Source organism: Okibacterium endophyticum (assembly GCF_054780075.1).
This window is the reverse complement of record NZ_BAAGXA010000007.1, coordinates 377478-398884: the sequence shown is the minus strand read 5'-3', so window position 1 is coordinate 398884 and position 21407 is coordinate 377478. Positions and strand designations below refer to the sequence as shown.

Sequence of the window (21407 nt, the reverse complement as noted above, 5' to 3'; positions counted from 1 at the left end):
GGGTGCCCAAACAGGTCGATCATCGCGAGCGGCGCGAGTCCATAGCCCATGCGCTGTGGACGATCGTCGAACAACAAGGTTGGGCACGAGCGACTATGCGCGAAGTCTCCCGCGAAGCGGGAGTCTCGCTGGGCCAGCTACAGCACTACTTCTCGTCCCGCGCGGAGATGCTGACCTTTGCAATCGAGTTCGCCGCCGATCAGACGTCGCAGCGGGTCACGAAGGGCATGGCTGCGCTCGACCAACCTCCGCATCCCCGCGACGTGCTGCGAGTGGTTCTCGTCGAACTTCTCCCTCTTCGGTCTGACGCTCGGGCTACCAGTCGCATGAACGCGGCTTACGTTCTCGAAGCGATGCACGACCCGGCCCTGCACCAGCACGTTACCGCCGGACTCCGCGACGGGCGCGCAATGGTCGAACGCCTCATCCGACAGGCGATAGAACACGGGCAAATACCCGCCAAGCGCGATCCGACGATCGAAACGGACCTCCTTCTTGCATTGACCGGCTTCGCACCGCTTCTCGAACTCAACGTCATCGAACCGCAAGCAGCGCTCGCGGCCATTGACCAGCACCTAGATCGACTCTTCTGTCCTGCGTCGTGACGGAAGGGGGCGTGGGCACGGTGCCCCTGGTCGGTGGAGGGGATAGATGGGTAGCGTTGACAACACGCCGCCACATGGACCGATGCGGCGCAATCGCAGGGGGAGGGTTCGTGCCTGGCGGGAATCTAGACTCTCGGTGCGGCCGTCGACATCCTTGGGATGAGGGTGGGCAACGCCCTGGTGAGCGTTTCCGCCGGACCACCCAACAGGTCGAGTGCGCTGGCCGCGATTTGGTCAAATGCTGTGCGCACCGAAGTCAGCGGCACGGGCAGCATGGCGGCGAACGGGATGTCGTTGTACCCCACGACCGAGAGGTCTCGTCCCACGATCAAGCCGGCGGCGGATGCTGCGGCGACGGCCCCGATGGCAAGGTTGTCATTCGCGGCGAAGATCGCAGTGGGATTGGATGCCGGGTTCGAGAGCAGTTCGCGCCCTGCGATGTGACCGGACTCGATACCGTACCCGGTGGAGATGACCCGCTCCTCCGGCAGCTCGACCCCGCCCTCGGCGAGCGCCCGACGAGCGCCGGCGAGCCGGTCGCGGGCGCTGGAGGTGAACCATGGGCCGGTGATCACGGCGATCTCCCGGTGTCCGAGGTCGACCAGGTGCCGGGCGGCGAAGTATCCGCCGGCCTCGTCATCTCCGAGGGCCGAAGGGCTCACTCCGTCGGTCCGCAGCACGAGTGCGTGCGGCACGCCGCGCTCGCGGAGAGACGCCGGCAACATATCGTCTAGCCGCGCGGTCGCGAGCACGAGTCCATCGACGTTGCGGTCGAGCAGGGTCTCCGTGGCCCGCCGCTCCTCCGCCGGGTCGTCTCCGCACGTGGCCACCACGGCGAACGAGCCCCGAGCGCGGGCGGTGCGTTCGACGGCCTCGAACATAAGCGCCATGACGTGGTCGGTGAGGCGGGGGACGAGGACGCCGATGGTGCCGGTCGCGCCGCGGCGCAGTCCGGAGGCGAACATGTTGCGGCGGTAGCCGAGCTCGTCGGCGATCCGGCGCACCTTCTCGGCAGTGGAGGAGCGCGATGGCGGCGTGCGTTCGTCGAGCACGCGGCTGACCGTAGAGATGCTGACGCCGGATGCCGCGGCGACGTCCTTCAGTGTGACGGCATATCGCTCCTGCTGCTCGTCCACGGCACATCCTCCTCGGCTGATTCCGAATCGCGGTGTTGACAACCCCGGTGTCTCCGATCATACTTGCAATCGTTCCTGCAAACGTTCCCGCTAACGTTCCCACGGTTCTCGAAGCCGAGAACACAAGCGAAGAAGCTCCACGGAAAGGACCGATCATGACCCTCGACCTCCGCGGCCTCAACCCCGCCCCCGTCACCCCGTTCACCGAGGACGGCGCCGTTGACTACGACGCCATCCAGCGCCTCGGCTCCTGGCTCGGCTCGATCGACGGGGTCAAGAGCCTCGTCGTCCTCGGCCACGCCGGTGAAGGCACGTTCCTCACCGAAGAGGAGCAGCTCGACGTCATCCGCGCATTCGTCGCCTCGACCGACGGCCGCGTGCCGGTCATCGCCGGCATCACAAAGGAGGGCAACAAGACCGCCGCGCTCGAGGCGAAGGCTGCCGTCGACGCCGGTGCCGCCGCGGGCCTCGTTTATCCCTCGCACGGGTGGCTGCGCTTCGGCTACCAGCAGGGAGCGCCGCAGTCCCGCTACCGCGAGATCTATGAGGAGTCCGGCCTGCCGCTCATCCTCTTCCAGTACCCCGACAACACCAAGGCGACCTACGACCTCGACACCCAGCTCGAGATCGCCGGGCAGGAGGCCGTGTTCGCCACGAAGAACGGCGTCCGCAACATGCGTCGTTGGTACACCGAGATCCCCGCGCTGCGCGCCGCATATCCCGAGCTGCAGATCCTGTCGTGTCACGACGAGTACCTGCTGCCGACGATGTTCGACGTCGACGGGCTGCTGGTCGGCTACGGCAACGTCGCTCCGGAGCCCCTCATCGAGCTCATCGCGGCCGGCAAGGCGCGCGACTACGAGGCCGCGCACGCCATCCACGAGCGGCTGCTGCCGGTGACGCAGAACGTGTACCACCGGGGCTCGCACATGGAGGGCACCGTGGCACTGAAGTGGGGCCTCGTGCAGCGGGGCATCCTGGACCACGCCACCGTGCGCACTCCGCTCCTGCCCCTGCCCGACGGGGCGGAATCCGAGATCGCGGCCGCCTTCGCGCTGGCCGGACTCGGCAAGGTCGCCGTCCCGGCGTGACGCCCGAGGTGGGGCCGCCCGAGGCCGCCCCACCCCATCTCCTTCCGCCCCCGCGGGCGATTCCCTGCAGTCAACGACGACTCGAAGGACACGATCATGAACGAACGCACCACCGCCCGTCACGCCTCCACGACACCCGGCACTGGCTATGGGCGGGTCTCCACTGAGACGATGAAGACCATCGTCACCTCACGCAAGCAACGGCGCCCGTTCTGGCAGCATCTGGCCCTCATCGGCCCGGCGTTCGTCGCGGGCGCCTGGCAGTTCGGACCCGGCAACCTCACCACCGCGGTGCAGGCCGGCAGCGGCTACCAGTACGCCCTCATCTGGGTCATTGTGGTCTCGACGATCCTCATGATCTTCCTCACCGACATGGCCGTGCGGCTCGGCATCAAGTCGCCCAGCTCGCTCATCTCGTCGATCAAGGAGCACCTCGGCGGATGGGTCGGCGTGCTCGCCGGGATCGGCGTCTTCCTCATCACGCTCTGCTTCTCGGTCGGCAATGCGGTCGGTTCCGGGCTCGGACTCTCGATGCTCTTCGGCGGCAGTCCGATCATGTGGACGGTCATCTGCACCGCGGCTGTGGCAGCGCTCCTGCTGCTGCGCAACGTCTACCGCGTCGTCGAGAAGGTGCTCGTCGTCATCGTCGCCCTGATGGCCATCGCGTTCATCGCGTCGGCGTTCATCTCCAATCCGGACTGGGCCGCGGCCGGTGTCGGACTCCTGCCGACCTTCCCCGGTGGGGCGTGGCTGCTGATCGTCGCTCTGGTCGGCACGAACTTCTCCATCAACGCCGCCTTTTACACCGCGTACGGCACCAAGGAGCGTGGACGCACCGAGGCCGACTACCGCGACGTCACGATCGTCGACACCATCCCCGGCATCATCGCGCCCGGGATCATGACCGCCCTCGTGATCGTGGTCGCGGCATCCGTCCTCGGAAAGACCGGAGAGGCCGCACCCACCGTGGTCGCCCTCGCCGGGATCTTCGAGCCCCTGGCGGGCCCGGTCGGCTCGACCGTGTTCGCGCTGGGATTCTTCGGCGCCGCGTTCTCGTCAATGATCGCCAACGCGACCGCAGGAGGGACGATGCTCTCCGACAGCTTCGGCCGGGGCGCGTCATCGAGCTCGCGGACGGCGAAGCTGGTCAGCGCCGGCATCCTCGCCTTCGGCATCGCCGTGACCGTGACCTTCCAGCAGTCGCCCGTGCAGCTGATCGTGATCGCTCAGGCGCTCACCGTGTTCGTGGCCCCGGTGCTCGCGGCGCTGATCATCATCATGGCCAACCGCGTGAAGCTGATGGGCGACATGCGCAACACCTGGTGGCAGAACGCCGCCGGGGTGATCGGTCTGCTCGCCGTCCTGGCCTTGTCGGTGCGGCTGTTCCTCATGCTGATCGCCTGAGATGCCAAGAGTGGGCGCGCCCGCAGGAAACAAGGGGTGCGCAGGGGAACAGCCACCAGCTCCGTGCCTGTAGGTCGCCGATATCATTGCATCTCGTGAGCGATGACATCGTCCTGCTGCGTAAACGCCACGACAGCGGCGTTATTCGACCGGATCGGGAGCTGGTGTTCTTCGACGAGCCGGTCGCCCCCGAGCGGCTGGCCCAGATCCGGACCGCGCAGCTCTGGGCGCCGCCCGACGACCGGATCGAACGCCTGCCGGAGGTCATCGGCGAGATGACGAGTCTTACCTCGCTCACGATCAGTGGCAGCAGCTCGGCGCTATCGTTGGTGAAAGAGATCCGCGAGGGCGATCTTCCCGAGTCGCTGGAGGAGCTGAGCATTCTTCAGGAGTACGGACGCGTGCTCGTGTGGCCCGATGTGGTGCTGCCCAGCCTGACGACCCTCTTCGTCAACGATGTCTTCCGCTTCGACGTTTCGGCATTCCCGCGACTTCGGTGCCTCTCGGTGAAGCCTGACCGGACGCAGGCGAACCTGCGGGAGGCGTTGTGGCTGCCGCTCGACGAGCTGAACGTGCTGAACGTTTCGCTGGACGAGAGGATCTTCGAGATCGTCTCCGCTCGCCCTCTGCAACGACTCGGTCTGTTCTCCGGAACGAAGCTTGCCTCGCTCGACGGGATCCAGGCGTTGCCGGGTCTCGAATCACTGCGGTTGAAGAACCTCCGCGCGCTCTCCGACGTCTCAGCCCTCCGGGAGCTTCCCGGGTTGAGGCGGCTCGACATCCAGTACTGCCGCAAGATCCGGGGCCTCGAGGTGCTCAACGACCTGACGTCGCTGGAGCGTCTCACCCTAGTCGGATGCGGCGAGCTTGGCCTCGCCGACGTGCAAGACGCCATCGACCGCATTCCCATGACCACGATCGGCGCGACGGCCTAGGTGTACCCGGCCGTTACGGTTCCTCAGGCCTCGTTCCAAAAGAGCCGAATGCGAATCAAAGCTAGTGCACTCGGGGAAATCTCCGTGTCCTTGGGTCGCATCGGTCTCGTGGGGTTAGCGGCGCGGGCCGGTTACTGCGTTCAGAAGTCGATGAAGCCCGCGACGACCTCGCGCACGATCCCATCATCGGCGGGAGTCCCGTAGAAGTACACGGACCCGTAGCCCCAGAGGTACTCGTCGATGACGTCGCCGAGCGCGCCGTCGACCGGCCAGCCCTCCTCGTCGATCTGGAAGAGGAAGCGGTGTCCGTCGGCGAGGACCGCCTCGGCGTAGCTCGGCTCCTGCTGAATGAGCTGCGGCTCATCGGCTATCCGGACCAGGGCGGCGTGCTCGTCATGGTCGGCCTGTTGGGTGAGGGCCGTCGCGCGCAGACCCGGCCAGCCACGTGTCGGCCGGTCGCCGCGCGGTGAGGGCTCGTGCACGATCGCGCGCATCGCCATGTTCGGGTACTCGAGGTCGTCGTCCCCGATATCGAACCCCTGACGCAGCAGGACGGACACCTCGATGCCGTGGGCCCAGGGAGCGCACCCAGCGGGCACGGTCAACAGGTACCGGTGGGTGTGGAACAGCGGATTGTCCTGAATCGCTGCGGGAGGGGCGCCGCCCAGCCGGCCGCTTTCGAGGGAGTCCGGAAGTGAGGGCGTCAAGAGGAGAACCACCCTGGAAACGTAGCAAACCAGGGCAGCTCGCGCATCTAGGAGTCCACCGAGACAAGGGCACCCAGGACGGCATGCAACAGTTCTCGACACACGCCAAGACCCCGTAGTCCTGGCATCGCAGACGGTGGCGCAGGCTCGCGCTGGGGACTCGACTGCCATTGGGGACGAGCAGTCGTGATGGCCGTACGACAGCGGGAACTCGGTTGTGGTGCTCGCCTCCGATTCCGCACCTGCTCGACGACAACGTCGGCGACTGACCCGCGCAGAGTCGTCGCGGTCCGCGGCGTCAGGAAACCCGGTCGACGAGTCCGCGAACAGCCGTTGGGCTCATGGCCGATCGTGCGGGTCGAGGGGCATCGTGTCGACATCGCCGAATGAGAGCGCACGGCGATATCGCGCGAGGTATCTCTCCTCCGCAGCATCCGCTGCCGCCTCACCCTCCCACCGGTCGGTGAGAGGAACACCGTCTTGCACCACCCGGGCCACCCTCGCATCCCCGAACTCGAGGACGGTCTGATGCAGTGAGCATCGTTCGAACACGGTCACTTCCGAGAACCGGGTGCCCACGAACGAGCAGTCGATGAAGGACGTGTCTCGGAACACGGCCCCGGAGAGGTCTGCGTCGTCGAACCGGCACCGTTCGAACACGGTGTTCGGTGCGGACTGGAGGCGGGTCGCCGTCGTGCCGGTGAAGTCGCAGTCGATGACGTGCGGCCCCAGCAGGAGCCGGGTCAGCTTCGCGCCGCGGAAGCTGCAACGCTCGAACTTGCGCGAGAAGCGTGGCTGACCAGTGAGGGTGACGCCGTCGAATCGGCTGTCGGAGATCTCGGATTCGAAGGTTGTGAGTGCGCCGCGCGCGAAGCCGAGGTCGATTCGCTCCAGGGTGAGGTACTTGATCGCGAGGCCTTCTGCGCCCGCATCGAGTCCGCGCAGGTCGATCATCCCGTCGGGGGTGTCCGGCCAGGGGGAGACGAGTCGATGAGGCCCTTTGGCGTTGCGTGCCTTGAGCACGAGCTGTCGCCGCACATCATCGATCGCCGCCGCCGTCCACCTGCGACGCAACGGCGCTGCTCCCGATGACTTCACGGACCAAGCCTATCCAGGCTCTGCCGCGCTGGGCGCGCGGGGTAGGCTGTCGATGTGAACGACGCCTCTCCTTCGTTGTGGCATTCGCACTTCACGTCTGTGCGCACAGATCCGGCGTCGTTCGATGCAGCGGCGCTGGAGTCGGCACGTGCGGAACTCGGAACGGAACTGGGCTTCACCGAGCCTTTCGTCCTGCCGGGACTGCTCGCCGAGATGCTCGAGTCAGGTGTCGTGTGGTGCTCGCGCGTGGCCGACCGGGAGGCGGAGTTCGGCTGGATCGCTGCCGACATGGCCGGCGTCTTCCGTTCCTACGAACTCGCCGAGTACATGCCGCGCGCGGTGCCGATCGCGTTCGACGGCAGTGGGGGACTGTATCTCCTCGATGCGCGCACTGGACGCAACGACGGCAGTCAGCCGGTGGTGTGGTCGCACGCGGGAACTCTCTCGTGGGACGAGGGCGAGCATCGCCCGATCGCAGCGGATTTCGCGTCCTTCGTGCGGGATGACGGCGCGAACTGATGGTTTCCGAATCGACGGACGGCGGTGACACCGCTACGCGGCGGTACGCGGCAGACGTGATCTCCGTGCCGGGAATCGTCTCGATCTGGGCGGGTCGGCTCGCCGACGAGGACGCCCTCGACGACTACGTCGCCTTCCGCTACCCGCCTGACGACGAAGGCTGGAGCCCGTTCACACGTGATCACGGGCTGCCGGGCATCGACGAGGATTTCGCCGAGTCCGCCTGGTGGGAGCGTGGGCCGTATTCGTTCGTCGACCACAGCTATGGCGAATCGTTCGCACCTACGGCCGACGTCGACCTCGCCCGCCGGATGCCGGCGGCGTCGTGCGCCTATCTCCTGTATGACATCGACGCCACGCGGATTTCCGCATCCAAGGGCTCGCCACTCGCATTCCTCGGTGCTTACCCGTACCAGAAGTGAACGTCGCGGACGCCGGCGGTCTCGAGTCAACCTTCTGGTGTCCACCGAACTGTGATGGGCGTGATCCGGGACGGATCGGGATCGACGCCGAGCCGGGTGACGCCGTCGAACGTCAGGCCGCCCGCCGAGTCGAGGGTGAGGATGCCTTCGACGTCGTAGTGCTCCACGAAGTACAGTGCGACGTCGTACTCGTCCAGCACGTCGTCGTCCACGGTCAGCACCCTGTGGCCCTTCTTCGCGACGAGTGGGACATTCCGGAAGTACAGCAGCGGGGGCGACAACGCCCATGCCGCGGTCGCGGTCGGCGCAGCCGTCGCGCGGAGTTCGGCATTCAGGGTGCCGGAATCGCTGAGGACAACCGAGCTGTGCGCCCGGTCCAGCCCGAGCTGCTCGTCGCCCATCCGGAATTCGTCCTGCACACCGAGAGACTACCTGTCGCTGCCGGTCTGCTGAAATGGACCCGCGCCGACCCGCTCAGGCCTGAAGAGCACGGCGAGGTTGGGTACCCTCGGATCATGAACGCGAACGAGAGATTCTGAGCATGGCGGCGTCCCGACGCATCCACGTGTGGATCGGCACCTTCACGGGAAGCGACGATGACTGGTTGGGCTGCTTCGGGTTCTGCGCATGATCCCGGAGTGGTTGAGTGAGCTCGCCTCGACGCCGGGCGTTCGCGTGAATGCAGACTCGGGCGCGTCGGCGGAGGAGATCGCCGCGGCGGAGGACGAGCTGGGTCTGCAGTTCCCGCCGAGCTATCGTGCGTGGCTCCTCGCATGCAACGACACCTGGATCGGTGGGGGAGAGATCTTCTCTCTGGCCCCTGCCGAGTTCGCCGATGATGCCGACACCGACATCCGCTACCGGCACCGGAGGGGAGAGCCGTGGCAGGGTCGCCTGCTCTTCTACGCGCCGAGCGATGACGAGCGGTGGGTGTTCGACTTCACCCGGCCCGTCGCCGCAGACGGCGAAGTGGCCGTGGTGGCGTACGACCTGGCGGGCCGAGAAGGCGCCCCGGAGGAGTACGCCGAATCGTTCGCGGGCTTCATCGAACGGCGGCTCTCCGAGTTCGGCCCGTAGCGTCGGGAGCGTAGGAGCTGGGTGCGGAGCGACGACAGGACATCGGGAGGAGGGACGACATGACTACGGGCGAACCGCGGCGAGCACCGAGACGGATTCCGCAGGGCGAGGAGCTGCTGCTCCTGATGCGGTGCGTGGGGTACCGGTTTACCCGGACCGGGAGCATCGCGGGGGCTGTGGAACCGCCGACGCCTGCCGACCTCGAGTCGGCGCGAGCGGCCGGGTGGCCGGTGGGGGAGCGGGAAGCGTGGCTCGCATCCGAGATCGTGGATCGCGCGATCGCCGCGGCCGATGCGCTGTCATCGGATGCCGTGCTCTCGGCGTTCGTCGCCGGGATCGGCGGGAGCGCACCGCGTGGCAGGCAGACGATCATCTCCTATGCGTGGGCGCGTCACCTTCGCGGGGCGCCCCGTGGAGAGGACGGTGTGCCGAACTGCGGCCTGGAACCCATCGAGCGGGTGGACGTCACTGATCAGCTCGTCCGGCTGGCGTGCGGGTGGGCGTGGAACGAGCTGCCTGCCCACTACCTGCCCGACCTGGAGGCCGCGGTGGCGGAGGGGCTGCCGCGCGCGACCGGCGACGACCGTGAGCGGGTGCGGGCTCTGCTGGACGTCATCGCCTCGCAGCCTGCGGGGACGACCCCGGGTGCGCTCGAGAAGGAGCTGACCCGTGCCCGTCTGCTCGTTCGCACCGACAAGTATCAGCGTTACGGCATCCTGATCGGACTGACAGAGCTCGGCGTCCTGCCGAACCCCGTGCTCCCGCCGTCATACGACCGGTTCGTGCCGACCGCGGAGCGGCACCGCGCAGAGCAGCACGTGCGCGGCGGCCCGCGATCCGATATCACGCTTCCGCTCGCCGCGTGGCGTGGCGGCGTCGACCGCCGACGCGCGGAACTGCTACTCGAAGCCTGAGAACCTGACGCAATTGCGCACGAAGGACTTCGCCAGCCGTCGATTGCGGCGGCGGTCAGGTCCACGGTGTTAGGGGAATGCGGGGCGGCAGACGGCGTACCTCAGTCGAAGCGTCGGTGCGCGCGTCGTTGTCCGCCGGCTGCCTGCTGTTCCGTTCACGCGAACGCCCGGGCTCGATGCTATGCCGAGACGACGGACGGAATCTCAGCGGGCGAGATCGCCGAGTCCCTGCGGTGCTACGCCGAGCACGACACCTTCCTCACCCTCTGACATGACCCAGCGAGTGGGAGCGTCGCACCCTCCGAGGTCGAGGTTGCCGCGAACGAATGCGTCGTGGGACGATGGGCTAAGGCATGCCCTCCGGCACAACGGCAAAAGCGAGCGTCGAGTGTCACCGGTCGTGTTAGGAAGGGCGGTGGCTTTGGCTTCTCTCGGGTTCGTCCTGTCGGACGATGCAGAACCGGGCATCATTGACGTCGACGGGCGAGTGCTTCGCGTCGTCGGCCACGTCCACTCGCCGGATGAGTTCGTCGTGGGCGAAGACTCGGCTGACGGCCACATGTGGGTGGTCGATGTCGCGAGCGGTCGCGTGCATCATCTAAATCAAGACCGCGTCCGAACGGGTGGTTTTCTTGCTGCCTTCGACGAATACGTGCGGGACGGGCGGTCGTCCGACACGGCGACGATGCTCACGGCGGAGCAGGCGTCGCAGCGCCTGGCCCAACTGCGCGCCGGGCGTGTGAGACCCCGCGCGGCGACGCGTGAGGTGGTCCCTCATAATGTGCGCTTCCAGCGATTGCTCGCTCGCTTGCACGAGATCGACCCTGAGGCGACGTCGTCGTCCTGGTGGGCGGGCATCATCGAACAGGCCCGCGACGAGCTCCTCTGAACAGGGGCCTGATGATCGACGCCTCCCGGGTCTCCACCGGCACCACGGCTGGAGCCACCGTGTCGACGGCTGAGCTGATGCCGTGCACGACTACCAGACGGCGGCGCGCGAACACACCGGCAGATATGACGTCATCTTCGACACACACGGTAGCGACCTTCTTACATTCCGCCGCCTGCTGGCTCGGTGTAGAGCACGGCGAGGTTGGGTACCCTCGGATCATGAGCGTGAGCGGGGCATTCTGAGCATGGCGGAGTCCAGGAGCATCCACGTGTGGATCGGCACGTTCCGCGGAAGCGACGATGACTGGGCGGACTACTTCGACGTCGACCGGCTCGGGGCCGCGTGCGGGTTCTGTCGAGACACCCGCGTCGACTGGTTCGACCTCGACCGGTTCTCCGCATACAACGCCGGTGCGGTGCTCCCTATCGAGGACGTCGTGATCGAGGTGCCTTACTCGGAGCAGTTCGAGCACGAGCTTCTTGGCGCGTGTCGAGCGTTCGGTATCGGTGAGGCCAGTCATTGCTTCGCCTTCATCGATTTCGAGGGAGAGGTCGCACCGGGCGGCGCCTATCTCGGGCTCACGTCGGTCGGTACCTTCGGGTTCCGTGCATGATCCCGGATTTGATGGGCGTGCTGGTCTCGACACCCGGCCCCGCGTTCCTCATCGAGGATGGCGGCTTGACGGCGGATGACACCTGAAGGCCGATGACATCCAGCTGCCGCGAGCGCCCGATTCGAGACGCCGCTCGACGCCGCTTAACCTGAGGACATGGCCTTCACTCTGATCCGCTCCGGCTCGCATCCGTACATCGCCGAGGCGGGCTCGGACGACGCTCGGCCCGCCGATGCCGATCGCGTCGCCGCGTCGTTGCGCGCCGACTTCGAGTGCTGGTCGCGGTGGGGTCTCGGCATCCTCGGTTTCGTGCTCGCCTCGGCGGGATCGTTCGTGGCGGTCGGGCTGACCGAGACCGTGCTGATGCGGGGCGGCGTACCGGTGGGTGTCGACCTGGTGGTGATCGTCTGTGCCTCGGTCGTCGCGCTCGCGGGGATTGTCCTGCTCGCGATGCTGTGGTCGACGAGGCGGCTCCGGACTCGGCCAGATCGGCGGAGTGATGCGACTCGTCTCGGGCCTCTCCGAAGGCGACCCGCTGTGGGCACGGATCCGCTCGGGGTTCGTGCGCCGCTGATACTCGATCGGGAGTCGTTCACGTAACGGACTGATGAAATCCTGTCGCCAGGGTCGCGAGAGCGAGGAGCGATCCGGCTCGCCGGAATGGTGTCTCCCAGACAGCTTCAATGCCGTCGCGACATCGCCCCAGCTCACCCGTCACCCGCAGACGTCGTAGCGCCGTCGCTGGCTATCTGGTCGCTCGCGCCCGGCGCTCTGCGCTGAACAACGGTCGAGACGCTTGGCTCGAAAGCGGGAACGTGAGCAGCGTTCCCGTCAGCAGGATCACTCCGCCGAGCCCGAATGAGCTGTCGTCGGCGCGCAACGAGATGAGCCCGAACAGGATGACCGTTGCCCCTCCCACCGTCCCGAGGATAGAGAGAACTCTCGCCATGACGCGGCCGCGCTCGGTCATGGCACGCCGAGCAGCGGCAGGCCGCCGACGAGCAACCCCTCGAGGCGCGTCACTCGGTCTCGCAGGCTGCGCAGTTCGTTCTCGTCTGCCATGGCTCTCCCTCTTCCCGGTCATCGCCCGGCATCACGATCCCGACTGGAAGCAGCCGCCACGCCGCACCGCCAACAGATCACGTCAAGGACCTGAAGACCTCAAGCAATCATGATTGCTCACAAAGGCTCCCATGCACCGGGGGTAGCACTGCCCGCTTTTCGCGCGACTCGCCGACAATGATCGCTGGCCACGAGGCTCGCGCTGACGCCTACCCACTCTGGCTGCACGACTCATCACACCATGCGTCGCTGTGGCAGGTATCGAGGTAGTGGGGGTGCGCGTCGGCGATGATCTTTCGGAGGTACTCAGTCACAGACGGGGCGTCCAGGTCGGTTGTCGCGATCCCGATGTAGCCGTCGGGACGGACCAGCACCAGGCCGTCGTCGTCGACGCCGTAGAGTTCATGGGCCTCACCGGTCTCGTCGATGAACGCCGGCTCTGACGGATGGTGCCGGGCGTTGGCGGTGAGGATGCGGTGCACGTGGATGACACCCGATGGCAGTTCTTCAAAGCGGAGGCTGGGCTGGCTTCCGAAGACGAGCAGCGTGACATGGGTGCCGCGGAACAGATCGAACAGCCTGACGTGCCGACCGACCGCCGGGTCGATGCAGCGTGTGTCTGGGGCGCGATCGCCGGCACGGATGCCGAGCGGATCGCCCACGTTGACGGCGAGGCTGCTTCCCCGGTAGGTGATGCTGAGCTGACTGGTGTCGGCGAAGGGGTCGCGGCCCTGGAAGGCGTCGACGATGCGTTCCGATACGCGTGCCGTGTTGGAGCCAGCCCAGGCGCGGCCGCGGGCCGTCGTAGAGGCCAGTACATGCTCGGCGACGGGCATGCGCTCTTCCTCATACGTGTCGAGCAGCGGCTCCGGGGCGCCGCGGAGCACCTCGGCGAGCTTCCAGCCGAGGTTGTAGGCGTCCTGGATCCCCGTGTTCATGCCCTGACCGCCTGCGGGCGTGTGCACATGGGCGGCATCTCCTGCCAGGAAGACGCGCCCGTCGCGGAAACGATCGACCATCCGGACGTTGACCTGATACACCGAGAGGTAAACAGGATCGCGGAACGTCACCCCCGGCATCCCGACGTGTCGCTCGAACGCCTCGATGAACGTCTCCGCAGTGACCGGTGTGTCATCCTGCTCGCTCTCGGGCAGCAGGGGCGCGGTGAAGAACCAGGTGCCGCTCTTCGGCATCGGATACAAGGTCAGCATGCCGCCGGGATCAGTGGCCCACATGTGCGCCACCGTAGGGTCGAGACCGTCGACGCTGAGGTTGCCGAACAGCATGCGCTGCTGGTCCCAGGTCTCTCCGAGGAAGCTGATCCCGGCCTGCTTGCGCACGGTGCTGCCGCTACCGTCGCAGCCGACGAGGTAGCGCGCTCGGACCGTCCGCAACTCGTCGCCGATGCGGATCGACGCTGTGACCCCGTCTTGGTCCTGTGCGATATCGGTCAGTTCCGCGCCGAGCTCCACCCGCTGGCCCAGAGACTCAAGCCTCGTGCGCAGCGCGGCCTCGGTGAACTGCTGTCCCACGATGAGACTGCCCGCGTGCGGAGCCCCCGGCACAGGGGGTGTGTCGTAGATTGCGGCCTCGCGCACGACGTGCCCCTCGGCGTCGTAGAAGCGCGTAGGGATCGGCGTCTCGGCGTGTTCGGCCACCTCGTCGAGCACCCCGAGGTCTTCCAGTACCTCCTGGGTGCGGGCTCGCACGCCGCGGGCCCGTGTCCCGACCGGATAGGCATCGGTGCGATCGATGATGCGCACATCGACGCCGCGGCGGGCCAGATCGAACGCCAGCGCCAGCCCCACAGGACCGGCACCGACGATCAGGACATCGGTCGCGGCTGGATCTGTCATGGGAGGGCTCCGTTCGTCTGGTCAACTGTCAAGTGGGCGTGTGCCCATTATAAGTGGGCGGATGCCCACAAGCGAATGTTGCTGCGTGCCGGCAGCGGATGACAGGGGTCTTCGGCATAGAGTGGTCACGTGCCCACAACCGCAATCACATGCCTGTTTGAGGCGGAGGAAGGAGAAGCGCGTGCCTACCGGAGTGCCGATACGGGACGCGGAGCAGCAGCTGTTCGCCGCTGCCGAACGCGTCCTGCTTCGTGACGGGCCCAATGCGCTGACCAGCCGGTCCGTGGCGACCGAGGCCGGCGTCGCGAAAGGGCTGGTGCATCGGCACTTCGCGGACTTCGATGCGTTTCTCGCCGGGCTCGTGTTCGACCGCATCGCCCGGGTGGAGCGGCAGGCGAAGGCGTTGCTGGCGTCAGCTGGACAGGGCACCATTGTGGACCAGCTCGCCGACGCGCTGGTCGAGCTGTTCTCGCCGGTGGCCGTCTCCATCGTCGGGCTGATCGTCGCCCGACCCGCGCTGCGGAACCGGCTGCGAGAGGCGGGAACGGCCCGCATTCCCCTTCTGGGCGAGGGAACGGAGATGATCCGCGCCTATCTCGCCGCTGAACAGCAACAAGGTCGCCTCCCTGACGAGGTGGATGTGAGCACGATCGCCCCCCTGCTCACAGGCGCGGTCCATCTGCTCTGCACGGAGCAGGAGGTTGTGCCTCCCGACGGTGCGGAGATACGCAAGATCGTCCGCGCCGCCCTCGGAAGCGCCTGACCGGCACGCCGTTCAGGCGCTGCCGCGCTGACCTGCACGTCGGGCGCGGTTGCGCTCGCGTGCGGTCACGTGGAGATCGCCGACGCGTCCGAGGTGCGCCAGCTTCGTCGTTGATCGTCGCGACGTCGGCGGCCAGGAAGGTTTCGAGCGCCTCGACGTCGCCGTCTTGGAGCGCGGCGAAGAACCGGTCGGCGAGTTCGGATCGTTTGCGGCGGTCAGCCTCGAAGCGCGGGCGCCCGGCATCGACGTGCGACGGGCGCGGGAGCGGAGCTGGCGGCACGCACTCTCGGACCGGCCCACGATCGTGGCGATATGGGCGTAGTCGAAGCCGAAGACATCGTGCGCTCCTTACGTCGCGAGATCCTTCGATCTAAGACGATACGGCTCTTCGAGCCGCGACATGCCGGTCGGAATCCGGCGCGATGTCACACCGTCGGAGGCCACCTCGTCTCCTTTTCGAAAGCACAATCACAAACGGGAGCACAACTATGAACATCGCACTCTGGATCGTCACCGGCATCTTCGCCATCGCCTTCACCGCCGGCGGCATCCTCAAGCTCGTCTCGCCGTACGAGAAGTACGCCGCGAAGCTGCACTGGCCGCAGGATTTCACCCCTGGCAACGTGAAGTTCATGGGGACCATCGAGGTCCTCGGCGGTCTCGGCCTGATCCTCCCTGGGCTGGCGAACACCGCGCCCGTCCTCGTACCCGTGGCCGCGTCGGGGATGGCCCTGTACATGGCCGGCGCCGTCACCGAGCGAATCCGGCGAGTCGAGTACAAAGAACTCCTCGGAGACCTGCTCTTCCTCGCCGGGATGATCTTCGTCGCCTGGGGGCGGTTCGGACTCGTCCCGCTCCACTGACGTGGCACGACTTCCCAGTCCATCGGGGTCAGCCTCGGGGCCAGGTGAGACGTGCAGCGCCTCGTAATGTGCAGCATGCCGAGAAGGTGTCCCCTCGCTCGGACGTACGATCTCTAGGACTGCGCGCGATACGTGGTATCCCGCTTCCGGAGTTCATGCGGCACACCCCATTGCCTACTGTAGAGGCGGGCGCCGCGCCGATGTGGCGGAACATACCTGAGGAGTTCGATGATGACCCTGGATCCCCGCGCGAATGACTTCGACGGTGAGCTTGTGCTTCCCTCTGATGCCGGCTGGGAAGATGCACGGGTCGGCCGCATGTTCAACGGTCGACGGCCCGATCGACAGCCAGACGCCATCCTTGTCGTCGGATCCGTGGAAGATGTGAAGCGCGGTGTCCTCTTGGCGAAAGCCAACGGCTGGACGGTCGCGGTGCGCTCCGGCGGTCATGCATGGGCCGCGTGGAGCGTTCGCGACGGCGGCCTTCTGATCGACCTCGGTGCGCTGCGCGACATCGCGCTGGACGAGGAGACCGGCATCGTCTCGGCAGGACCTGCGACGACCGGCGGCGACGAACTGTCGCCGTACCTCGAGGAACGGGGCCGATTCTTCAACGGGGGGCACTGCCCATCGGTCGGCATCGGAGGGTTCCTGCTGCAGGGCGGACAAGGCTGGAATCAGCGGGGGTGGGGTTGGGCGGCCGAATATGTCGTCGCCGTCGACGTCGTGACTGCCGACGGCGAGCTGGTTCGCGCCGATGCTCGGCAGAACAGCGATCTCTATTGGGCCGCGCGTGGCGCCGGTCCGGCCTTCCCCGGCATCGTCGTGCGATTCCATCTGCAGACCCGCCCGATGTTCGGTGCGCTCGCTCACACGGTGCACGGCTACGAACTCGAGGACTTCACCGAGGTGATGACCTGGATGTATCAGATGCACCACCGTGTGCCCGACAATGTCGAGATCGTCTGCGTCTCGACCCCTGCGCCTCAGCCTGACGGCAGCGAGCGGCGGCTGTTCCTCGTGACGGGCCTCGCGTTCGGCGATGATGAGTCGCACGCACGTGAATCGCTCGCCGATTTCAATACGAGCCCAGCACTCGACCGTGCGGTGTTCGTTGCCGACGCTATGCCCTCTTCTCTCGCTTCGCAGCGCGAGGAGCAGGTGCGGACCAACCCCGAGCACTGGCAGTACATCACCGACTGCGCCTGGATCGATGACGAGAACACGCCGGACGGCATCGCGCGGATGGTGGACGGCATTCGTCCCCTGTTCACAACGAACCCTACCGAACGAGGCTTCGCGATCTGGATGAGCAACGCGCCGCGCAGGGAGTTGCCCGACATGGCTTTCTCGCTGCAGACCGACGCGTACGTCGCCGCCTACACCGTCTATGAAGATCCTGCCGAATACGAGCGCAACCGAAGCTGGGTCAATGAGGCGTTCACGCACGCGCAGTCGGTCACTGCGGGCCAGTATCTCGGTGACTCCGACATGACGAACCGTCAGCTGACGTTCATGGCCCCGGAGAACTGGAACAGGTTACGGGCGATCATCGCCGCGCGTGACCCCGAGAATCGATTCCATCGTTACCTGGCGGCCGACCACAACCGTCTCAACGTCAACCATTGGGACGGTGACGTCGCATCCGTCTGACATCTGCGACGTGCGTCGCTACATACATCTGCGGAAGAACAACCTCAACGTGAGAGTTCATCGAGGCATTCAGCACCGGCTTTGCCTGGCGTCGAGGCTGCCAGATCAGGGGCATCGAGCAGGACGCGTTCCATCGCCGACTGTCAGAGCAGATGACGTTATGCCTACCAGTCCACGCCCTTGACCCAGACGCCGGCGCCGAAGACGTCTTCCGCGTCCCACTGGGCGCTCGGAGTCGGTGCGGGGCGCGTGGTGGGATGGAAGGTGCCGAACCTGCCGCGGCCGAAGATCAGCGGTTTGCCTTCCGACCTGTCGAACGCGCGGATCCGGCCAACGACGATGACATGATCCCCGCTGCGGTACTCGTTTTCGATGTCGCAGTCGATCCACGCGATCGCCCCGTCGACGCGCGGCGAGCCGGTGGGCGCGCGAAACCATTCAGTCGCTGCGAACCTGTCTGTGCCACGGCTACCGAACGTGGAGCATAGGGCGGCCTGGTCCTCGGCGAGAATGCTGGCGCAGAAACTGCCCGACGACGAGATGAGCCGCCAACTCGTCGAGGTGTGCGAGATACACAACGCCACCAGCGGCGGATCGAGGGACACCGAGAAAAAGGACTGGCAAGCCATACCGTGCGGGACCCCGTCAACCACGCCTGCAACGATCACCACGCCGCTCGCGAAGTGTCCGAGCACCTCGCGGAAGTCGGCGGGGACGGTGGGATCCAACGCGACGCCCTGAACCATCAGACCGAAAGGCGGTTGAAGTCGGCCGGAACCCCCAGCAACGTCTTGCCGTAGGTCTCGCGGTTGAGCATATAGTTCGCGGCGCCGTGGCGGCCGCTCACGTTGACGTCTCGCCAGATCCGCTGGAAGGGGCTGGAATCGGAGAAGGCGCCGGAACCGAGCGCGGTCATGATCCGATCCACGGCTTCGCACGCACTCTTTGCAGCCCACCCCGCGTCTGCACGAGTTCGGGCACGGAGGAGCGGGGGCATCACTTGCGCCTTGCTCGCCCACTCGTCGATGTCTGATGCGGCTCGATAGACGTGGAGACGGGCGTCGTCGACCAGCATCGCCGCATCGCTGATCTCGTTCTGGAACGACGTCGAATCCTTCTGGAAGTCGAACGTGGTACCGGTGAGTGGCTTCGTCTGGCTGCGTTCGACCGCGAGGTCGAGTGCACGCTGCGCCTGTCCGAGCGGCGTGATCGCGATCACGAGGGAGAGAACAGGGTGCGTGGCTGCGCGGTACTCGGCCTCCGGCTCCGGGTTCTCGTATTGGTGGAAGTCGTTCGACGCGATGCCCGCGGCGTCCATAACGCGATGTTCCGGAATGAACACCTGGTTCGCGACGACCGACTCACTGCCGGTCGCACGCATTCCCGCCACGAACCACGTGTTGACGATCTCAACCTCTGCGGTCGGGACGAGCCCCTCAAGGAGTCGGCGCTTCCCGCCGTCCTCGGTCCCCGACAGGAAGAACAGACCGACCCAATCTGAGTAGGGCACCGTGGAGAGCGAAGGCCAGGTGCCCGAGACCACCCAGCCACCGTCCACCCTCTCCACGTCGGTGCTGGGTTTGCTCGATCCCGCGATGATCGCATCTGGGTTGGCTCCGAACACGTCATCCTGCACCTGTTGGTTACGCAGGCCGGCCAGCAGCTTCGCGGTGTTCGCGTACGCCGTCACCCACCCCGTCGACGCGTCCCCTTCCGCGATGATGGATCCGACCTCGACCAGGGTGCGCATGTCGACCTGGTGGCCGCCGTATCGCTTGGGGGTGGTCAGCCGGAACAATCCTTGGTCCCGGATCGCGTGAAGCACCGCCTCGGGGATGCGTCGGGCGGTCTCGGCTGCCTCCGCCGCATCGGCGATCATCGGCACGAGACTGCGCGCGCGCTCGATCAGTTCGTCCCTGGTCGGCGCTTGAGCTTGTGTTGGAGTGGACATGGGAACTGCTTTCTGCTTCAGATTCGGTGGATGTGAACGTTGGGCGGGGGCTCGACGATCATCGGGAACACGGTTCCGCCGGGGCGCACCGTGACCGAGTGATCGGCCGTTGCGGGATGCAGGACTGCGCCAATCACCGTCCGGTTGGTGTCGTCATGATGGTCTTCCTGCATCTCGGGGTGTGCCGCGCCGTACGCGCGGCACACGTGAGTTCTAATCGGCGAACTCCCACGACAGGTCTGGATCGGGGGCGAATCCGTCGGGAGTCAACTCGACGGACGACTCCGCGAGGTTTTCGAGAGTCGCGACGTGCACCTGGTTCGAATATGCCGCGACCACGGGGACCAACCAGTTGAGCTCGTCGAGACGTTGGGCGACGGCCTGGTAGGCCGCCTCCGCGTCATCTCCGCTCGCGGTCGACGCCGTCGTGAGCGCAGCCGATAGCTCGTCGTCCGTGCTTCCGGCGAGGTTCGCGATCGACCCCGGCGCAATATTGAGCATGTACTGGTAGTAGAGGTCCGTGTTCGGCAGGGCGAAGGCCGTCGTCTGCTTGGCACCGCTGAAGAGCGAGCTGAGGAACGTGTCGAACGACCCTGTCTCCACTTGGAGTTCGACGGTGATGCCCGCGTCGACGAGTTGGCCCTGAATGGCGGTCGCGAAATTGCCGTCAGGGTCGAGTGCGCTTGTGTCGAGCATCGTGATCGTGAGTCCATCGGGATAACCCGCCTCGGCGAGAAGCTCCTTCGCCCTGTCGATGTCACGCTCGATCGGCTCCGCGTCGTAGGCTCCGAACCACGAATCCGCGACGATCGACGAGGCCGGCTCCGCAAGCCCGCTGAACACCGCATCCGCTATCGACTCGCGGTCGATGGCGAGCGAGATCGCCTCTCGCACCTGCGGGTCGTTCAGTGGGGCTTGGTCCCGAGCCTGCAGCATAACGAACCACATGAATCCGGCCGCGGTCGCAGCCTCGAATCCGGAGTCAACGGCGGTTTGCACATTGCTTGCCGGCACATTGTTCGCGTAGTCGATGGCGCCGCTCTGCAGTGCCGAAAGCTGAGCTGCGGGATCGGTGATCGGTTTGAGGACCACCGACGAGAACTTGACTGCGTCGGGCAGCCAGTAGTTCTCGTTCGGCGTGAACGTGTACTGGCTGTCGGCGACCGTGTTGCCGGGATCCAGGACATACTGGCCCGCGCCATGAGTCTCTGTCTTCAACGATTCAGGGTTGGCGACTCCGGTCGGGCTGATGACAAGACCGAAGTTGTACGCCTGGGTGAGCGACAAGAACGCGATCGGATAGGGCTCCGAGTACGTGATCGTCACCTCGGAATCGCCCGTCACGTCGACGGATGCCACCGGTCCGGCCGCGGCGAGCAGGCTGTTGTCCTCGAGGCTCAGGAAGTAGTCGAGGGAACCCTTCACCGCGGCGGCGTCCAGATCGTCACCGTCTGAGAATTTGACGTCTTCGCGGATCTGAAGAGTGACCTTCGTGTTGTCGTCGGTGAGTTCCCACTCGGTGGCGAGACCGGGGATGTAGTCGCCCGTGGGGGTCTGGTAGATGAGGGGCTCGTACGCCGGGTAGGCGTAGGATGCCGGGCTCGTGGTCGCTGGATCCAGATTGTTGACCGCCTGCGCCATTCCGATGGTCAGCGTGCGCTCTTCGTCGCTCGTGCCGGCGGCGTCCGCGGAAGAGCATCCGGCGATAGATGTCGCCACCGCAACTGTGGCTGCGACCGCGACCGCGCGGAACACACCGCGCGTCGCCGCTTTCGTTCGTCCAAACGTCATTGTTCGATTCCTATTCGTGGTTGAGCCAGGCTGAGGTCAGGCGCCGCCGATGCCA

At 66.2% G+C, this 21407-nt stretch carries 24 protein-coding genes; 14 read left to right on the top strand and 10 right to left on the bottom strand.

The features are described 5' to 3' along the window. Positions 1-2: 2 nt before the first annotated feature. Positions 3-605, top strand: a complete 603-nt coding sequence (locus tag ACYVF5_RS11745) for a TetR/AcrR family transcriptional regulator (protein WP_460946537.1) — start codon at positions 3-5, stop codon at positions 603-605. 125 nt (positions 606-730) lie between these two features. Here ACYVF5_RS11745 and ACYVF5_RS11740 read toward each other — a convergent pair whose 3' ends face one another. Further along, the gene (locus ACYVF5_RS11740) at positions 731-1741 is read right to left on the bottom strand and encodes a LacI family DNA-binding transcriptional regulator (RefSeq protein ID WP_460946535.1); all 1011 of its coding nucleotides are present in this window, start codon (positions 1739-1741) and stop codon (positions 731-733) included. A gap of 155 nt (positions 1742-1896) precedes the next feature. Between ACYVF5_RS11740 and ACYVF5_RS11735 the strand changes: the two genes are divergently transcribed. From ACYVF5_RS11735 to ACYVF5_RS11725, 3 genes are all read left to right on the top strand, one after another. After that, positions 1897-2832 (top strand): dihydrodipicolinate synthase family protein, encoded by a 936-nt coding sequence (locus tag ACYVF5_RS11735; RefSeq protein WP_460946533.1) that lies wholly within the window; start codon positions 1897-1899, stop codon positions 2830-2832. Positions 2833-2928: 96 nt separating this feature from the next. After that, positions 2929-4236, top strand: coding sequence for an Nramp family divalent metal transporter (locus ACYVF5_RS11730; protein WP_460946531.1), 1308 nt, complete (start codon positions 2929-2931; stop codon positions 4234-4236). Positions 4237-4331: 95 nt separating this feature from the next. Then, positions 4332-5171 (top strand): leucine-rich repeat domain-containing protein, encoded by an 840-nt coding sequence (locus ACYVF5_RS11725; RefSeq protein ID WP_460946529.1) that lies wholly within the window; start codon positions 4332-4334, stop codon positions 5169-5171. Positions 5172-5311: 140 nt separating this feature from the next. Here ACYVF5_RS11725 and ACYVF5_RS11720 read toward each other — a convergent pair whose 3' ends face one another. Continuing rightward, positions 5312-5878: a hypothetical protein gene (locus ACYVF5_RS11720; RefSeq protein ID WP_460946527.1), complete on the bottom strand. Its 567-nt coding sequence runs from the start codon at positions 5876-5878 to the stop codon at positions 5312-5314. A gap of 339 nt (positions 5879-6217) precedes the next feature. After that, positions 6218-6976, bottom strand: a complete 759-nt coding sequence (locus tag ACYVF5_RS11715; RefSeq protein ID WP_460946525.1) for a pentapeptide repeat-containing protein — start codon at positions 6974-6976, stop codon at positions 6218-6220. 54 nt (positions 6977-7030) lie between these two features. Between ACYVF5_RS11715 and ACYVF5_RS11710 the strand changes: the two genes are divergently transcribed. Together ACYVF5_RS11710 and ACYVF5_RS11705 are read left to right on the top strand one after the other, a co-directional pair. Continuing rightward, on the top strand, positions 7031-7495 hold the full coding sequence (locus tag ACYVF5_RS11710) for an SMI1/KNR4 family protein (protein WP_460946523.1): 465 nt from the start codon (positions 7031-7033) through the stop codon (positions 7493-7495). Beyond that, positions 7495-7917 carry an immunity 22 family protein gene (locus tag ACYVF5_RS11705; protein WP_460946521.1) on the top strand — a complete coding sequence of 141 codons (423 nt, stop codon included), beginning with the start codon at positions 7495-7497 and terminating at the stop codon, positions 7915-7917. Before ACYVF5_RS11710 ends, ACYVF5_RS11705 begins: the two co-directional genes overlap by 1 nt. 26 nt (positions 7918-7943) lie before the next feature. Here ACYVF5_RS11705 and ACYVF5_RS11700 read toward each other — a convergent pair whose 3' ends face one another. Beyond that, positions 7944-8336, bottom strand: a complete 393-nt coding sequence (locus ACYVF5_RS11700) for a hypothetical protein (RefSeq protein WP_460946519.1) — start codon at positions 8334-8336, stop codon at positions 7944-7946. A 208-nt stretch (positions 8337-8544) separates the two neighbouring features. Between ACYVF5_RS11700 and ACYVF5_RS11695 the strand changes: the two genes are divergently transcribed. The 5 genes from ACYVF5_RS11695 (at position 8545) to ACYVF5_RS11675 (ending at position 12013) form a co-directional block, all read left to right on the top strand. Next, the gene (locus ACYVF5_RS11695) at positions 8545-8994 is read left to right on the top strand and encodes an SMI1/KNR4 family protein (protein ID WP_460946517.1); all 450 of its coding nucleotides are present in this window, start codon (positions 8545-8547) and stop codon (positions 8992-8994) included. Between the two features lie 59 nt (positions 8995-9053). Next, on the top strand, positions 9054-9908 hold the full coding sequence (locus ACYVF5_RS11690) for a hypothetical protein (RefSeq protein ID WP_460946515.1): 855 nt from the start codon (positions 9054-9056) through the stop codon (positions 9906-9908). 415 nt (positions 9909-10323) lie between these two features. Further along, positions 10324-10797, top strand: coding sequence for a hypothetical protein (locus ACYVF5_RS11685; protein ID WP_460946513.1), 474 nt, complete (start codon positions 10324-10326; stop codon positions 10795-10797). A 247-nt stretch (positions 10798-11044) separates the two neighbouring features. After that, positions 11045-11413, top strand: coding sequence for an immunity 22 family protein (locus tag ACYVF5_RS11680; RefSeq protein WP_460946511.1), 369 nt, complete (start codon positions 11045-11047; stop codon positions 11411-11413). 156 nt (positions 11414-11569) lie between these two features. Next, positions 11570-12013: a hypothetical protein gene (locus ACYVF5_RS11675; protein ID WP_460946509.1), complete on the top strand. Its 444-nt coding sequence runs from the start codon at positions 11570-11572 to the stop codon at positions 12011-12013. A 145-nt stretch (positions 12014-12158) separates the two neighbouring features. Here the strand turns inward: ACYVF5_RS11675 and ACYVF5_RS11670 are convergent, their stop codons facing one another. Both ACYVF5_RS11670 and ACYVF5_RS11665 read right to left on the bottom strand, forming a co-directional pair. Then, positions 12159-12332, bottom strand: coding sequence for a hypothetical protein (locus ACYVF5_RS11670; RefSeq protein WP_460946507.1), 174 nt, complete (start codon positions 12330-12332; stop codon positions 12159-12161). Between the two features lie 352 nt (positions 12333-12684). Further along, positions 12685-14331 carry an FAD-dependent oxidoreductase gene (locus ACYVF5_RS11665; RefSeq protein ID WP_460946505.1) on the bottom strand — a complete coding sequence of 549 codons (1647 nt, stop codon included), beginning with the start codon at positions 14329-14331 and terminating at the stop codon, positions 12685-12687. 181 nt (positions 14332-14512) lie between these two features. Here ACYVF5_RS11665 and ACYVF5_RS11660 point away from each other — a divergent pair, with 181 nt between their 5' ends. Next, the gene (locus ACYVF5_RS11660) at positions 14513-15094 is read left to right on the top strand and encodes a TetR/AcrR family transcriptional regulator (protein ID WP_460946503.1); all 582 of its coding nucleotides are present in this window, start codon (positions 14513-14515) and stop codon (positions 15092-15094) included. 12 nt (positions 15095-15106) lie between these two features. Here the strand turns inward: ACYVF5_RS11660 and ACYVF5_RS11655 are convergent, their stop codons facing one another. Next, the gene (locus tag ACYVF5_RS11655; protein ID WP_460946501.1) at positions 15107-15394 is read right to left on the bottom strand and encodes a hypothetical protein; all 288 of its coding nucleotides are present in this window, start codon (positions 15392-15394) and stop codon (positions 15107-15109) included. 188 nt (positions 15395-15582) lie between these two features. Here ACYVF5_RS11655 and ACYVF5_RS11650 point away from each other — a divergent pair, with 188 nt between their 5' ends. Then, positions 15583-15957: a DoxX family protein gene (locus ACYVF5_RS11650; protein ID WP_460946499.1), complete on the top strand. Its 375-nt coding sequence runs from the start codon at positions 15583-15585 to the stop codon at positions 15955-15957. Positions 15958-16188: 231 nt separating this feature from the next. Next, positions 16189-17610 (top strand): FAD-binding oxidoreductase, encoded by a 1422-nt coding sequence (locus ACYVF5_RS11645; protein ID WP_460946497.1) that lies wholly within the window; start codon positions 16189-16191, stop codon positions 17608-17610. 164 nt (positions 17611-17774) lie between these two features. Here ACYVF5_RS11645 and ACYVF5_RS11640 read toward each other — a convergent pair whose 3' ends face one another. From ACYVF5_RS11640 to ACYVF5_RS11630, 3 genes are all read right to left on the bottom strand, one after another. After that, positions 17775-18338, bottom strand: coding sequence for a flavin reductase family protein (locus tag ACYVF5_RS11640; RefSeq protein WP_460946495.1), 564 nt, complete (start codon positions 18336-18338; stop codon positions 17775-17777). Between the two features lie 17 nt (positions 18339-18355). After that, positions 18356-19561, bottom strand: coding sequence for an acyl-CoA dehydrogenase family protein (locus tag ACYVF5_RS11635; protein WP_460946493.1), 1206 nt, complete (start codon positions 19559-19561; stop codon positions 18356-18358). Between the two features lie 213 nt (positions 19562-19774). After that, on the bottom strand, positions 19775-21352 hold the full coding sequence (locus ACYVF5_RS11630) for an ABC transporter substrate-binding protein (protein WP_460946491.1): 1578 nt from the start codon (positions 21350-21352) through the stop codon (positions 19775-19777). Positions 21353-21407: the final 55 nt, after the last annotated feature.